Source organism: Acidimicrobiia bacterium (genome assembly GCA_041394025.1).
Taxonomy (GTDB): Bacteria; Actinomycetota; Acidimicrobiia; order IMCC26256; family JAOSJL01; genus JAOSJL01.
The window spans coordinates 1592022-1605800 of the sequence record JAWKJA010000002.1; the positions used below are offsets into that span (position 1 = coordinate 1592022).

The following is a 13779-nucleotide window of genomic DNA, read 5'->3' on the forward strand; positions in this document are numbered from 1 at the left end:
AGGGAGGATCGTGATGCCTCGGACATTGTTCGCGATCGTCGTGACCGCCGCCCTGCTGGGTGCGGCGTGTTCGAGCGGCGGATCCGACGACACCTCGGCCGACAGCGACAACGCGGCCACACCCGACAGCGCTGAGCGCGGCGAGTGCGACCCGATCGATCCGGCCGCCTGCCTGCTCCCCTGGCCCAACGACAGGTTCACCCGACCAGACCCGGCCACCGACACGGGCCTGAGAGTCGATCTCCCGGCCGAGGGCACGCCGGCCAACGCAAACGGCGTGGCCATCGCCGTCGACGAATGGAACCGCAACGACGGGTTCAGCCCCGCCGCCATCGGTGTGACCGTCGTTCCCGAAGTCGACGTCGAAGCGTCACAACTCCCTCCCGTGACCGACATCGGTCGGTCACTCGACGAGGACTCCACCCTCGTGCTGTTCGACGTCGACGCCGGTGAACGCGTGCCGGCATGGGCCGAGCTCGACTCGGCCGCCACGGATCCGGAACGGACCCCGCTGCTGATCCAGCCGGCCACGGCGCTCGTCGAGGGCCACCGCCACGTCGTCGCGCTTCGGGACCTGAAGCGTTCCGACGGGACCCCCATCGACCCGGTTGCCGACTACGAGGCCGCTCTCGACGACCCCGACGCGCAGACCGCCGAGATCATCGACGGCTTGAGCGACGCCGGCCTCGATGCCGACGAGATGACCACGGCATGGTCCTTCACCGTGTCGTCGAGTACGTCCCTGTCGGGCCGGCTCCGCCACATGTGGGACGAGACGGAATCCGAGCTGGGTGACGGAGCGCCCGACTTCGTGGTCGACAGCGCCGAGGATGTCGGGCCCGCACGGGTGGTGTCGGGCAGCTTCGACATGCCCAACTACCTGACCGGCGACGGTTCCACGGGGTCGGTGCTCAACAACGAGGGCGATCCGGACGGAATCCCGGAGCGCAACGGGTCGATGACGGCCGATTTCACGTGCACCGTCCCGGTCGCCGCCACGGGCTCCGAACCCGTCCCCACCGTGCTGTACGGCCACGGCCTGCTCGGAAGTCGATCCGAGGTGCTCGACATCGGCACCGTGGGGGCGGGAGCGGGCGTGGCGTTCTGCGCCCTCGACTGGATCGGCATGAGCGCCGCCGACGTACCCACGGTCATCGAGGCTCTCGGGGAGCTGACGGCGTTTCGGACCCTGCCCGACCGTCTGCAACAGGGCCACCTCGCCTGGTTGATGCTCGGCCGGCTGCTCGCCAGTGACTCCGGATTCGCGACCGACCCCGCCTTCCAGGATGAAACCGGAACCGGCGTGATCGACCACGACCGACTGGCGTTCCTCGGCGCCAGCCAGGGTGGGATCCTCGGCGGAGCACCTTCGGCGCTCACGTCCGACTGGACCCAGACGATCCTGGCCGTCCCCGGGATCGGCTACAACCTGCTCCTTCCGCGCAGCATCGACTTCGACGAGTTCGCCCCGCTCTTCGAGCAGAACTACGCCGACCCTCTCGACCGCACCATCGCCCGGGAGATGATGGAGATGTTGTGGGACCGTGGCGAGAACGCCGGCTGGGCACAACACATCACCTCAGACACCTACGACGGCGCAACGGCCAAGAACGTCCTACTCCTCGAGGCCTTCGGCGACCACCAGGTCGCCAACGTCAGCACCGAGAAGCTGGCGCGGACCCTGGGCGTGCCGATCCGCACACCGGCGCTGGCAGACGGACGGTCCACCGCTACCGAGCCGTTCTTCGGAATCGATGCCATTCCCGAACTGCCCTATGCGGGCTCGGGTCTGATCGTGTGGGACTTCGGGACTCCGGCGCCGCCGACCGCCAACATCCCCCCGCGCGAGGGTGAGGATCCGCACGGCAAGCTCAGTGATGTTCCCGAGGCTCTCGGCCTCGTGGTCTCGTTCATCGGCCCCGACGGACAGATCATCGACGTCTGCGACGGTGGCCCCTGCCAGACCCTGCCGTAGCCCCGGCGCTCCCCCGGCTCCGCGTCGGTCACGGACGGCCAGCGGACGCTCAGTTCCCCGCTGGCCTCGCGTCGCCCCGAGAACCCACCAGGCGCAAGCCCGCGGGCGTGATCCGGCGACGTCAGGACCTGGTACGCAGCGGGCCCGGTGGCAACGGTTCGCGCATGTGTCGGCTCATGTCACCGATCACGTCGGGATGGACCCACCGGGCCACGAAACTCCACCGACCGTCGATCACCGCCAGTTCGTCGACGTAACGCCCGCAGAAGATCGCCTGCAGGGGGAAGTCCGACAGCCCCTGCCAGACCGTCACGTACGAACGTGCCTCGGCGCGTTCGTCGTCGTGGACATCGAGCCGGATGTTTGTGGTGACGTGATGGGTATGGGGCAGCCCGTCGTAGAGAAGGATGTGTTCGTCGCACCACCGGCGAACCGGGTCCGCGCCCGGCCCCTCCCCCGCGGTCGCAAACCAGGTTCCGTGGGAGAAGAGGTCTGCGAACGCGTCGAAGTCGCCGGCGTCGAAGCGCTCGCAGTACTCGGCGAGCAGGTCCTGGATGGCGACGTGATCGTGCATAGTCCGGATGCCTACCCGATCAGTGGACGGTGCGCCACCGGAACGATCCGACATCAGCGTCCGTAGCGACGACCGCCACGGCTTCGTACTTGGAGAGCTTCAACGAGACGCCACCTCAGATCGCCGTACGGTGCCGGGGCTCGTAGAGGAGCATCTCCACATCGCCGGGCAGGACCATCTTGATGGCGACACCCCAGCCCTCATCCACGGGGTCGCCGTCGAAGACGACACCCTTGGTTTCGAGTTCCTCGATCGTCACGTCGAGGTCATCACACATCAGGCAGAGCTCGTGGGCCGGCCCGTCGCCGGGATGGACACCGAGCTCCGCAGGCGGGAGTCTGAAGATCAGCCAGCCGGCATCCTGGCCGTCATCGACATGCCCGAGGCCGAGAACGTCGTCCAGCAGGATTCTGAGCGCTTCGGGCTCCGTTGAGTACAGCAAAGCGTGAACGCCTGTGATCGGCATGGAAACAGCTCCTCCGTCGGTCGATCCGGACAGTCGTTATCACAGCCGCCAACCGCTGGCAGCGAGGTCGCGCCGTTGGTGGGGCCTCGTCGAGTCCCTGTCAGTCCGGGCGTTCGTGGCCTCGTGCGTCCGGCCCGTTGTCGCGCAACTCCCGGAACGTCGGCTCGGGTCGATTGCCGGGACGCGGTGTCCTCCCCACGAGTTCGTCCAGACGGGTGAGGGCCTCGTGTTCAGGACCCATGATGCGCGCGAACGCAGTAGACACCGCCTCGGTGTCCACCGATCCTGCGTGGACCATCGACGCGATGTCGACCCAGTCCTTCGGGCGCGAGTACATCAACTTGAAGACCGTCAGCTCTGTGCTCCCCAGTACAGGGATCGTGGTCTCTGCGAACGGCACGATACGCGCATGCGCCGAAGCCTGCTGATGGATCTCGTCGATATCGAAGAAGAGATCGACCGGAGTGTGCCCCCACCACAAGCGGATCTGACCGTCGCGTCGGACGGCCTCGGTATCTGCGGGATTCCGGGCCACTCCCTCCGGCAACGCCGCGAAAACGCTCTCGACGTCCGCCGGTGGGGCGAAGATGTTGACGTCGACGTCCTTGGTCGCGCGAACGTCTTCGACGTAGTAGGCGAGTGCGAGGGCCCCACCGAACGCGTGCCCAACACCGGCGGTATCCAGCTCGTTGTGGATCGCGAGGACCTTCACGACGAGCGTGGGCTCGTTCATCGATGTGCCAAGGAAGGAAACGACAGGGACCGGCGCTTCCTCCCGCGAGGAATCGCGTCTGCCAAGTCGAGCAACTCCTCCAGATCTCGGCCTGCGGCCCGCGCGTCCGGGTACCGGACTGCCGGCGCCATGACGAGTCGAAACCCGGCCGCTTCGACGAGGCGCTCCAGCGCACGAACGCCAGGCTCACGCCGTCCGCGCTCGTACGCATTGACGATGGGACGGGCGATCCCGGAGCGGCGCGCCAACTCGGCCTGGCTCATCCCGGACCGCCGCCGTGCCTCGTAGACCAACTCAGCCGCTCTGCCCACGGACCTCAGTGTAGCGAATTCGATACATCCCCCTTGCTCCTTGCGGTCGTCCCTCTCAGGAAAAGACGAACGGAGCGCGGTCGGGCCCCCGAACCAGGCTCGACGGGAGGTACGTGGCGTCACCCGCCTGCTCGTAGGCGGCCTCTCGAGCGGCGAGCGCTTCGAGCAGGACCCGCTCCTCCAGGCGGGCCAGGGCGGCGCCGAGGCAGAAGTGCTCGCCGAACCCGAACGCCAGGTTCGGCGTCGGTGGGTCCCGCGTGATGTCGAACACGTCGGCGGTGGGACCGAACGCAACCTCGTCACGATTGCCCGAGGCGTAGAGCATGACAACGTAGTCACCCTCCGCGAGCGCGTGGCCCGAGAGGTCGGTGTCCTCGGTGACCGTGCGCGCGAACTGCTGGATGGGCGTGATCCACCGGAGGCACTCCTCGACGGCCCGGGGGATCACCTCGGGCGTCGAGTGCAACACGGCGCGTTGGTCGGGTCGGGCCGCCAGTTCGATCATCGAGCCGCTCATGAGGTGCCGGGTCGTCTCGTTGCCCGCGACGACCAACGACATGATGAAGGTGAGCAGCTCGCCGGGGTCGAGCCGCTTGCCGTCGATGTCGGAGGTGACGAGGAGCGAGATGATGTCGGCGGCGGGATCGGCGAGCTTCTTCTCGGCGAGGTCGGTGAGATACCCGATCATCTCCGCGACCGCCTCTGCGTCCGATTCAGACATGGCCGCCCGGCCGTCGGACGCCACGATCGTCGCGTCGGACCAGCGGCGGAAGTGCGCCCGGTCGGCGTCGGGCACCCCGAGGAGCTCGCAGATCACGAGGACCGGGATGCGAGCGGTGAGGATCTCCACGAGGTCGACGACCTCCTCACGAGGAATCGCATCGAGCAGGTCCCCGGTGATGGCCCGGACCCGGTCCTCCATCCTGTTCACCGCCCGGACGGTGAACTCGCGGTTCAGCACCGCGCGCCACGCGCTGTGTTCGGGTGGATCCATGTGGAGGATCGATCCCTCGATCGAGCCTCCCTCCCGGATGGGGTCGTTGACCAGCGCGCCTCGACTCGAACAGAAGCGGACAGGGTCCCGGCTGATCTCCCGGATGTCGTCGTAGCGCGAGACGGCCTTGATCCCCGGGCGGTACTCGTAGACCGGGGCCTCGGCGCGGAGTCGGGCCAGGACGTCGAAGTAGTCGGGGCGCAGGGAGAAGCCGGGCGTGCTCGGATCGATCCCGAGTCTGCCGAGCGGCACGTTGGGCACACGGGGAGCTTACATACACCTGAAAATCTGTAAAGTGCTCGGACCAAGCGGGCGGGCACGGGGGTTTACAGATCATGCCGCGGTCTGTAAACATGCGACGGCATGAGCGAACGGGCGCCCCAGGCCACGCCCAGCGTCGAGGCGATCCTGTCGGCCATGCGGGGCGTGATCGCCGAGCGGGGGCCGGAGCGCTTCACGATGTCGTCGGTCGCCGTGGCGGCCGGGGTGTCACGTCCGACGCTGTACAAGTGGTTCCCCACCAGGGAACAGCTGCTCGACGCCTTCTCCGTCTACGAGGAGGAGCGGTTCGATGCCGAGCTGGCTGCCGTCGTCGCGGCCCAGCGCACGGCGAGCCGGAAGCTCGACGCGGCGATTCGGCTCCTCGTTACGTATCTCGACGGGCTCATGGGTCCCGACCCCATCGGAGTCGACCCAGGACACGCCATCAGGTGGCTCGACGCGTCGCTGGAACCGCAGGTCGAATCGCTGGTCCGGCTCCTGGGCGACGCGTTCGACGCGGTGCCCGCGGTACGGCGCGGGCACCTCAGCGGGGAAGACGCGGCCGAGCTGTTCCTGCGCCTGGCCTACTCCCACTACCTCTTCCCCCACCCCGAGCCCGAGGTCCTGTTGGCCAACCTACGAAGCTTCGCAGGGTTGTCGACGCGCTCGATCACCACGGCTGCGGGGTGACGGTCCCGTGACGCACCCGGTGCCAGGGCGGAGGTCACATGTCGACGGTCGATGAGGTGCTCGCGGACGCCCGGTCCCGGACTGGTCTCGACGACTTCGGGGAGGACTCGTTCCACGAGGGCCTCGTCGAGCTGATCGCCGGGGCGGAGGAGGCAGGAACCTACAACGACCTCGGCATCGCCGTGTTGAGGGACCAGGCGACCGGGTTCCTGGCCAATCGGCTCGCCGTCGAGGACTGGTACCGGCGCCACCCCGAGATCGACGAGCAGGAGATCGAGGCGCCCCTGTTCGGGCTCGGGCTCCCACGCACCGGTTCGACGGCGCTGAGCTTCCTCCTCGCCCAGGACCATCGCTTCCGCTCGCTGCTCACGTGGGAGACGAACAGTCCCGCCCCGCCACCGGATCCGGCCACCTTCGACACCGACCCCCGAATCGCGCAGGCCGCCGCGAACATCGCCCTGATCGACGAGATGGCACCGAGGTTCAAGGCGATGCTCCCGACCTCGCCGACGGGCCCCACCGAGTGCCTCCCGATCCTCGCGCTCGACTTCCGGTCGGCGATGTTCGGCGCCCTGGGCGACAACCGGCGTTACGACGCCTGGCTCGACTCCTGCGACATGGTGCCCGCGTACCGGTACCACGAGCGGGTGCTCAAGCTCCTCCAGTGGAAGTTCGACCCGCGCCCGTGGCGGCTCAAGTCGCCTGCCCACATGGCGTCGATCAGCGCGCTCGTCGAGGTGTATCCCGAGGCGCGGTTCGTGATGACACACCGCGACATCGCCCAGGCGATCCCGTCGGTGGTGAGCCTGCTCGACGCAACCTCCGAGCACCTGCGGACCGGCGGGCTTGCGCCCGACTTCGCGGCCCACCAGGCCGCCTACTGGGAGAGCGCCCTGCGAGGAACTCTCGAGTACCGAGACGACGGGAACGAGGAGCGCTTCTACGACCTCGGCTTTTCCGAGCTCCGTCCCGACCCGATCCCCGCGATGGACCGGCTGTACCGGTGGCTCGACGTCGAGCTCACCGACGAGGTCGCCGAGCGCATGGCCGAGTGGTGGTCCGCGAACCCGGCTGACAAACAGGGAGTGCACGACTACAGCCCCGAGCAGTACGGCATCGACCTCACGGTCCTGCGTCGGCAGTTCGCCTTCTACAACGACCGTTTCGCCGAGGAGGCCCCCTGAGCATGCAGTTCGACTGGTTCACGGGCAACATCGACAAGGCCCTCCACACCGACGAGTACGAGAACCCGACCATCGCCGACGGCACGGCGTGGGCCGCGTTCGCCGCGGCCGTCGGTCGCGTGGGAGAGCAGCTCGCGCGCGACGACATCCCACGCGCCGACGTCGACCTCGCCGCCGGATACCGACACCTCATGGTCCTGCTCGGAACCGGGTTGAACCAGGCCCTGTTCCCCGCAGACCCCTTCGCTCCGACCTTCGGCGCCGTCACCCGCACCGACGTGTTCAAGTGGGGCCTCGACTGCCCGGACTGCGCCTACCGAACGACCGCCGTCCGCGGGGATCTCACCTACCGGATCACCGGCAACGTGGGGACCGTCCGGTACCTGAGCTTCCAGGCCAACGAGGGGATGGCCAACCACGGCAACATCCGCAACGACCAGCTCGACTGCGACAGCGCGGGCAACTTCGAGCTGTGGGTCGGCCCCGACGAACGCCCCGGGAACTGGCTCGCCACCTCCGCCGGCACCGACATGCTCATCAGCCGGCAGTTCTTCTCCGACTGGGACACCGAGGAACCGGCCCACTTCGAGATCGAGCTGGCCTCCTCCCGACCCCCCGGTGCAGCCGACGACCTCCTGGTCGCCACGCCCGACCGGGTCGCCCGGCAGCTCGACGCCCTCGCCACGTGGCTCGAGGCCAACGCAAAGTTCTGGATCGACGTCGAGGTCCTCGGGCAGATGAATCGTCCCAACGCCTTCGACGACGCCACCGTCAAGGCCGACATGGGAGGCGCCGAGGAGAACATCAACGGCTGGGGCCACTACGACCTGGGCCCGGACGAGGCGCTGATCGTCGAGGCGGTCCCCGCCGAAGCCCGGTACTGGAGTCTCCACATCGGCAACTTCTGGTGGGAATCCCTCGACTACGCCACCCGACACACCAGCATCAACGACAGCCAGGCCGTGCTCGACGACGACGGCGTCTTCCGAGCCGTCGTCGCCCACCGCGACCCCGGCATCCCCAACTGGCTTGACACCATGGGCCACACCAAGGGTCCACTGCTCTTCCGGTGGGTCGTCGCCGACCACGGCCCCGCCACCACCACGACCGTCGTCCCCTTCGAGAGCATCCGCGATCACCTCCCGGCGTCGACGCCCACCGTCACCCCCGACCAGCGGGAAGAGACCATCGTCCGTCGCCGCCGCGCGGTCCAACGCCGCTTCGGCGCCTGACCCCTCACAGGAGAACCACCATGGACCTCGGACTGGACGACGCCACCGTCGTCGTCAGTGGCGGCACAAGCGGCATGGGTCGCGCTGCGGCCGACTGCTTCGCCTCAGACGGCGCTCGCGTGGCCGTGTTCGCCCGCTCCCGCGAGCAACTCGACGCCACCGCCGACGCGCTGACCGCGCTCGGCTCCCCCGACGCCGTCGGCATCGAGACCGACCTGTTCGACGTCGCATCGGTCGATGCCGCCATCGCCGAGGTCGCGGATCGCTGGGGCCACCTCAACGCGCTCGTCAACGCCGCCGGGCCGATGGCCGGAGGCCTCAAGAGCTTCGAGACCTACACCGACGACGACTGGCACAGCGTGTTCGACGGGCTGACCGTCGGCGCGGTCCGCACCTGCCGTGCCGCCCTGCCACTGCTCCGAGCCGCCGACTGGGCCCGCATCGTCAACGTGTCCGCGATGTCGACCAAGCGCCAGTCACCGCCGCTCATCGCCTACACGGCATCGAAGTCGGCACTCACCAGCCTCACCAAGAACCTCGCCCAGACCCTCGCTCCCGATGGGATCCTGGTGAACACCGTCAGCCCGGGAACGGTTGCGTCCAAGTCCTTCAAGGCTGCCCTCGCCGAGATGCCCGGGGTCGACGAGAACGACCTCGCCGACATCATGCGCTTCATCGGCGAAGGCTTCGGTCACCACGTGTTTCTCGATCGTGCCGCCGACCCCGCCGAGATCGGCCCGGTCATCGCTTTTGCCGCCTCGAGGCGCAACACCTATATGACCGGCGCCAACCTCAACGTCGACGGCGGGTCGGACTTCACCTGACAGCTCGCGACGACAGACGGTCACACGAGTCTGCCGCCGCCGACCATCGGAGGGCGCCACGCCATGAGATTCTCGATCACACACCCGCTGCTCTCGCATCCGGCGGACCCGGGCTTCGTCGACGGAGCCACCATCGCGACCATGGCCCGCGCCGCCGAGAAGGCCGGCTTCGACGGCTACGGGTTCACCGACCACCCGGCACCCTCGCAACGGTGGCTCGACGCCGGAGGTCATGAGACGCTGGACCCCTTCGTCGCTCTCGGGTTCGTCGCCGGAGCAACCACGACCATCCGGCTCATTCCCAACATCGCCGTCCTGCCCTACCGGAATCCTTTCCTCGTGGCCAAGGCCGCCGCGACGGTCGACGTTCTCTCCGGCGGCCGGTTCACCCTGGCCGCCGGGGCCGGCTACCTGAAGTCCGAGTTCGCCGCCCTCGGGGTCGACCCGGCCGAGCGCAACGACCTGTTCGACGAGGCCGTGCAGGTGCTGGTCTCGGTCTGGACCAGCGACGACGTGACCTTCGAGGGTCGCCACTTCCGTGCGCGGGGTATCTCGGGACATCCCCGGCCGGTGAGCGACCCGCACCCGCCCATCTGGATCGGCGGCAACAGCGCAGCGGCCCGTCAGCGCGTCGTCGACCTCGGCGACGGCTGGTGCCCGTTCCCGGCGCCTGCGCCGCTCGCACGCACGGCCCGCACCACCGCACTCGACACACCCGAGCGGCTCGCCGCGGCGATCGACGACCTACGAGAACGCCTCGATCGCGCGGGGCGGGATGCCGCGTCGATCGACATCTCCTTCGCCAACGCGGCGGGTGGGACACCGTGGTCCCACGACTTCTCCCCGGAGGCACACCTCGCGGGACTCGAGGACCTGGCCCACCTCGGCGTCACCTGGGTCCAGGTCGGACTCCCCGGGTCCTCACCCGCCGCCGCTCTCGACGCCATCGCCCGCTACGGCGAGACCGTCATCGGGCCACACCGCGGCTGAGGGGTCGACCGCGGCCGTCAACCTGTCGGCCGTCTGGTCACGGAAGACCCGGTCATGGCGCGCCACGGACGGCCACCCGACGACGACGAAGGCCCAGGTCAAAGACCTGGGCCTTCTCGTTGGTGGCGGGGGCGGGATTTGAACCCGCGACCTTCGGGTTATGAGCCCGACCAAGCCTGGATCTGTGACTCAATCCGTTCAGCCGCTGCGGGCTCGAGATCGACCAGCAGCCGCAAGCGCTCCAGGAGCTCGGCCCTCTTCACATGCTCCGCTCTCAGCATCGCGCGGCAGAACTCGCGATCCTTCTCGCGTCCGGCAACCGCTTTCGACAGCCACAAGTCGTGGAGGTCGAGACACCAGGCGACGACTCCGTTCGTCGCCGGCGACTCGTACCGCACGAGACGATCCCGCCACCCTTGCGGCAGAATGGCCGTCGTCTCCGAGACGCCCTGCGCATAGATGCCGAACGATTCGTGAAACGCCGACGCCTCTCCAATCGATCCGTCGACCAGATCAGCCTTGAGACCGTCGGAATCGTCTACCGGTACGACGTCGACCTCGACCGATCGCTGCGCCTCGGGCGGGATGGCGTCGCGCAGAGACGCATGAACCGCCTGGCTCCCGATCACGAGCACCTCGTCCTCGTTGAGAACTCCTCCCGCGGCGCGAATGGCGTGGTCGAAGTCGGACCTGTTCATCGCCGACGCTCGCCGGCTCGAAAGCGGCGGTACACCTCTGCCCTCTCGGACGCATCAAGAACTCCGGCGAAGGGTGTGACCTGTCGGAGTTCGCGAGAGCGTGATCGCGGGTCGGTCATGACATCGATGATCTCCGGCACGGGGCGACGGAGAACACGGCCCCATTCATCGAGTAGAGCGCCCGCCGCTGGATTCGCCCGGCGCATCCGCCGGACGTTTCGAGTCGCCCGGGTCAGTAGTCCATCCGGATCTGCGCGGAGCCGCTCTGCGATCGCGCGGTGTAACAGCAGGCTGCGTCGGTCTTCACGAGTCATCGGCTCGACGACGTCGATCACGGCCTCGCCTCCGGCCGCCTCAGCCAGACGCTTGACTGTTCGCAGCGTCGGACTCTTGGCCTCCGACTCGTAGGCCGCGATGGTCGGCTGGGACGTCCCGGCAGCACGCGCCAGGTCGGCTTGGGTCATCCCCGACCACTCACGGATCGCTCTGACACTGCACATGGGCGTAGTATATCTGATCGAATATTGTCAAGCTCCGGTAGCCGTGTTCCAGTCTGGCTCCGGTAGCCGTGTTACACCCTGGCGGAGGTTTAGGCGGCGTTGGATCGTGATGGGCGGCCACCGGCGTTGGCGAAGGCGCCGTGTTCACGCGACCGATCGTGTTTGATCGGATGGACACGCAGGATCTCCCCACCGGCGGAGATCTGGACTGTGTCGCCGACGATCGCGACCTGGACCTGACGGCGAGCGTGACGCTTGGCGACCTTGTAGTTCGCCGCAGCGAACGAGACGCCGCCTGAGGAGTCAACTTTGCGGGTCACGCTTTGGCCGACCGTGGCCTGACGGGGCCGCGGCTTGGACACTGTGGCTGTGCGTCGCAGCGCCTGGTGCTCTTTGGCGGGTCGATGCCGCTGAGCGTGCGTGGCGACGAGCACACCTCGATGCGAGATGTTGACCAAACCGTCGTCCACGGTGACCTCGACAGTCTCACCGTCGAGCCACACACCGACCTTGTAGAGCTCGGATGCGAAGCTGATCTTGCCGGTCCGCCCGACCTTGCGAGTCGTCGACGCCGCCTCCGACGTGTCGGACGCTGCGGGTTCGGTGTGGTCTTCGCCGGCGAGGCGGAACCGTTCCCACGGCACGACATCACCGATGCCCTGATGCCGCCGCTCGAAGTTGTACTCACGCACCCACCCGTCGAGCTGGGTCTGGGCGTCCTCGATCGACGTGAAGACCTTGCCGTTCAAGAACTCTCGTCGCAGCGTCTTGTGCCACCGCTCCACCTTTCCTGTCGTTGTCGGCGACCCGGGAGCCGTCAGAATGTGGCGGATCCCGTTCTCCCGACAGATCCGATCGAACAACACCTCGCCCTTGGCCGGCCCGAACCGCCCCGTGAAGACCTTGCCGTTGTCGGTCAACACCTCGGCAGGGACACCATGAGCCCGCATCGCCTTGGACAGCGCGTCGCACACCGGTCGCGCCGTCGCTCGACGCACCACATGAGCCGAGATGATGAACCTCGAGTGGTCATCGATGCCCGACACGATCGACGCCTTCCAACCATCAGCGAGCATGACGCCACCCACAACGTCCATCTGCCACAACTCCATCGGGCGGGAACGTTCCCACCGCTTGTAATCCGCCTTCTTGCGGCGACGGGTCTTCGGTTCGATCAGACCATGACGAACCAGACAGCGATACACCGACGACCGGCCCGGCAACCGATCCACACCCCGCGCCTCGAGCTGGAACAACAACGTCCGAGGCCCCCAACCCGGATGCTCCCGGCGCAGCTCCACGATCAACGCTTCGACCTCCGGTGGCATCTGATGCGGACACGAATCCGGCCGCGGCGACCGATCCACCAACCCGGCCAGACCACGCGCCGCGTACTCACGCAACCACCGATGCACCGTCTGACGCGTCACACCGTGTCTTCGAGCGACCTCGATGACCGAATCCCCGTCGTTGAGGACCGCCAACACCGCAGCGTGCCGCTGCTCGACCACACCCAGCTCCACCAACACGATGACGACCCCCTCCGAAACGGCGACGAACCGTCACCAGCGAAGAAGGCTCAGCACCACCAGGCGCGGACCGTCACGCGTAACACAGCAACCGGAGCCACTGTCACCCAGGAACCGGAGCCCGTCCCAGAACTGTCACCCACCTACCGGAGCCAACATGTCAACCATGACCCGGGACAGCACAAGCGCGACTCGCGGCCTGAGCGCGGCCTGAGCAAAGCCCGACGCGACGAGGGGGTGCGCCTGCACCCCCTCTGACCTGCAGTTTCCCGGGTGGGCGATGGAGGACTTGAACCTCCGGCCTCTTCCGTGTCAAGGAAGCGCTCTCCCCCTGAGCTAATCGCCCGGGCGCACGAGGCTACCGCGCCGCTGGTCCGGCCCCGACACCGCCCGGAAGCCGGCCGGGTTGGTGCGATTGATGTCGTCCAGCAACACCGATCGCACCATCTCGGGGACAGGGCCGCCGGGTTGGTGCGATTGATGTCACACAGCGACACGGAACGCACCATCTCGGCGGGAAGACAGGGGCTACTCCTCGGCGATGGCGTCGAGGATGTCGGCGCGGGCGGCCCGGTGGGCGGGCAGGGCGCCGGCAGCCACACCGACGACGCCGGCGGCGACGAGCAGGCCGAACAAGAGCAGCGGCCGTAACGCGAACCGGTCGATGCCGTCGTCGGCCAGGGTCGACACCACCGCCCACGCCACGATCACGCCGGTCACGATCCCCGTGACGGCTCCGATCACGGCGACGAGGAGGGACTCCCGGCGCACCATGGCCCCGACCTGGCGGCGCGACATCCCCACCGTCCGGAGGAGGC

The 13779-nt window shown here is 67.9% G+C and carries 14 protein-coding genes and 1 tRNA gene; 6 read left to right on the forward strand and 9 right to left on the reverse strand.

Annotation, left to right across the window (positions count from 1 at the left end; translation table 11 throughout):
* Positions 1-13 precede the first annotated feature (13 nt).
* A complete protein-coding gene (locus tag R3A49_07385) occupies positions 14-1975 on the forward strand; it encodes a hypothetical protein (GenBank protein MEZ5170553.1) in 1962 nt (653 codons plus the stop codon).
* Between the two features lie 121 nt (positions 1976-2096).
* On the opposite strand, the gene R3A49_07390 is transcribed toward R3A49_07385, so the two are convergent.
* From R3A49_07390 to R3A49_07405, 4 genes are all read right to left on the reverse strand, one after another.
* On the reverse strand, positions 2097-2549 hold the full coding sequence (locus R3A49_07390; protein MEZ5170554.1) for a nuclear transport factor 2 family protein: 453 nt from the start codon (positions 2547-2549) through the stop codon (positions 2097-2099).
* 115 nt (positions 2550-2664) lie between these two features.
* The gene (locus tag R3A49_07395) at positions 2665-3015 is read right to left on the reverse strand and encodes an extradiol dioxygenase (protein MEZ5170555.1); all 351 of its coding nucleotides are present in this window, start codon (positions 3013-3015) and stop codon (positions 2665-2667) included.
* Positions 3016-3115: 100 nt separating this feature from the next.
* Entirely contained in the window at positions 3116-3748 is a 633-nt protein-coding gene (locus tag R3A49_07400) for a hypothetical protein (protein MEZ5170556.1), read from the reverse strand.
* Positions 3749-4114: 366 nt separating this feature from the next.
* Positions 4115-5314, reverse strand: a complete 1200-nt coding sequence (locus R3A49_07405; protein MEZ5170557.1) for a cytochrome P450 — start codon at positions 5312-5314, stop codon at positions 4115-4117.
* Between the two features lie 102 nt (positions 5315-5416).
* Between R3A49_07405 and R3A49_07410 the strand changes: the two genes are divergently transcribed.
* The 5 genes from R3A49_07410 (at position 5417) to R3A49_07430 (ending at position 10234) form a co-directional block, all read left to right on the forward strand.
* Entirely contained in the window at positions 5417-6004 is a 588-nt protein-coding gene (locus R3A49_07410; protein ID MEZ5170558.1) for a helix-turn-helix domain-containing protein, read from the forward strand.
* A 38-nt stretch (positions 6005-6042) separates the two neighbouring features.
* Positions 6043-7188 carry a sulfotransferase gene (locus R3A49_07415; GenBank protein ID MEZ5170559.1) on the forward strand — a complete coding sequence of 382 codons (1146 nt, stop codon included), beginning with the start codon at positions 6043-6045 and terminating at the stop codon, positions 7186-7188.
* Positions 7189-7190: 2 nt separating this feature from the next.
* The gene (locus R3A49_07420; protein MEZ5170560.1) at positions 7191-8420 is read left to right on the forward strand and encodes a hypothetical protein; all 1230 of its coding nucleotides are present in this window, start codon (positions 7191-7193) and stop codon (positions 8418-8420) included.
* Between the two features lie 20 nt (positions 8421-8440).
* A complete protein-coding gene (locus R3A49_07425; GenBank protein MEZ5170561.1) occupies positions 8441-9244 on the forward strand; it encodes an SDR family oxidoreductase in 804 nt (267 codons plus the stop codon).
* A 63-nt stretch (positions 9245-9307) separates the two neighbouring features.
* Entirely contained in the window at positions 9308-10234 is a 927-nt protein-coding gene (locus tag R3A49_07430; protein ID MEZ5170562.1) for an LLM class F420-dependent oxidoreductase, read from the forward strand.
* Positions 10235-10392: 158 nt separating this feature from the next.
* Here R3A49_07430 and R3A49_07435 read toward each other — a convergent pair whose 3' ends face one another.
* The 5 genes from R3A49_07435 to R3A49_07455 all read right to left on the reverse strand — a co-directional run.
* Entirely contained in the window at positions 10393-10869 is a 477-nt protein-coding gene (locus R3A49_07435; protein MEZ5170563.1) for a DUF6036 family nucleotidyltransferase, read from the reverse strand.
* 59 nt (positions 10870-10928) lie between these two features.
* Positions 10929-11432 carry a helix-turn-helix domain-containing protein gene (locus R3A49_07440; GenBank protein ID MEZ5170564.1) on the reverse strand — a complete coding sequence of 168 codons (504 nt, stop codon included), beginning with the start codon at positions 11430-11432 and terminating at the stop codon, positions 10929-10931.
* Between the two features lie 89 nt (positions 11433-11521).
* The gene (locus tag R3A49_07445; protein ID MEZ5170565.1) at positions 11522-12949 is read right to left on the reverse strand and encodes an IS481 family transposase; all 1428 of its coding nucleotides are present in this window, start codon (positions 12947-12949) and stop codon (positions 11522-11524) included.
* Positions 12950-13235: 286 nt separating this feature from the next.
* A tRNA-Val gene (locus tag R3A49_07450) sits at positions 13236-13307 on the reverse strand.
* A 182-nt stretch (positions 13308-13489) separates the two neighbouring features.
* Positions 13490-13779, reverse strand: a 290-nt coding sequence (locus tag R3A49_07455) for an ABC transporter permease (protein MEZ5170566.1), incomplete at its 5' end; no start/stop codon positions are given.

Coding starts and splice junctions, on each gene's coding strand:
- R3A49_07385 (MEZ5170553.1), top strand. CDS start 14: ATGCCTCGGACATTGTTCGCGATCGTCGTGACCGCCGCCCTGCTGGGT.
- R3A49_07390 (MEZ5170554.1), bottom strand. CDS start 2,549: ATGCACGATCACGTCGCCATCCAGGACCTGCTCGCCGAGTACTGCGAG.
- R3A49_07395 (MEZ5170555.1), bottom strand. CDS start 3,015: ATGCCGATCACAGGCGTTCACGCTTTGCTGTACTCAACGGAGCCCGAA.
- R3A49_07400 (MEZ5170556.1), bottom strand. CDS start 3,748: ATGAACGAGCCCACGCTCGTCGTGAAGGTCCTCGCGATCCACAACGAG.
- R3A49_07410 (MEZ5170558.1), top strand. CDS start 5,417: ATGAGCGAACGGGCGCCCCAGGCCACGCCCAGCGTCGAGGCGATCCTG.
- R3A49_07415 (MEZ5170559.1), top strand. CDS start 6,043: ATGTCGACGGTCGATGAGGTGCTCGCGGACGCCCGGTCCCGGACTGGT.
- R3A49_07420 (MEZ5170560.1), top strand. CDS start 7,191: ATGCAGTTCGACTGGTTCACGGGCAACATCGACAAGGCCCTCCACACC.
- R3A49_07425 (MEZ5170561.1), top strand. CDS start 8,441: ATGGACCTCGGACTGGACGACGCCACCGTCGTCGTCAGTGGCGGCACA.
- R3A49_07430 (MEZ5170562.1), top strand. CDS start 9,308: ATGAGATTCTCGATCACACACCCGCTGCTCTCGCATCCGGCGGACCCG.
- R3A49_07440 (MEZ5170564.1), bottom strand. CDS start 11,432: ATGTGCAGTGTCAGAGCGATCCGTGAGTGGTCGGGGATGACCCAAGCC.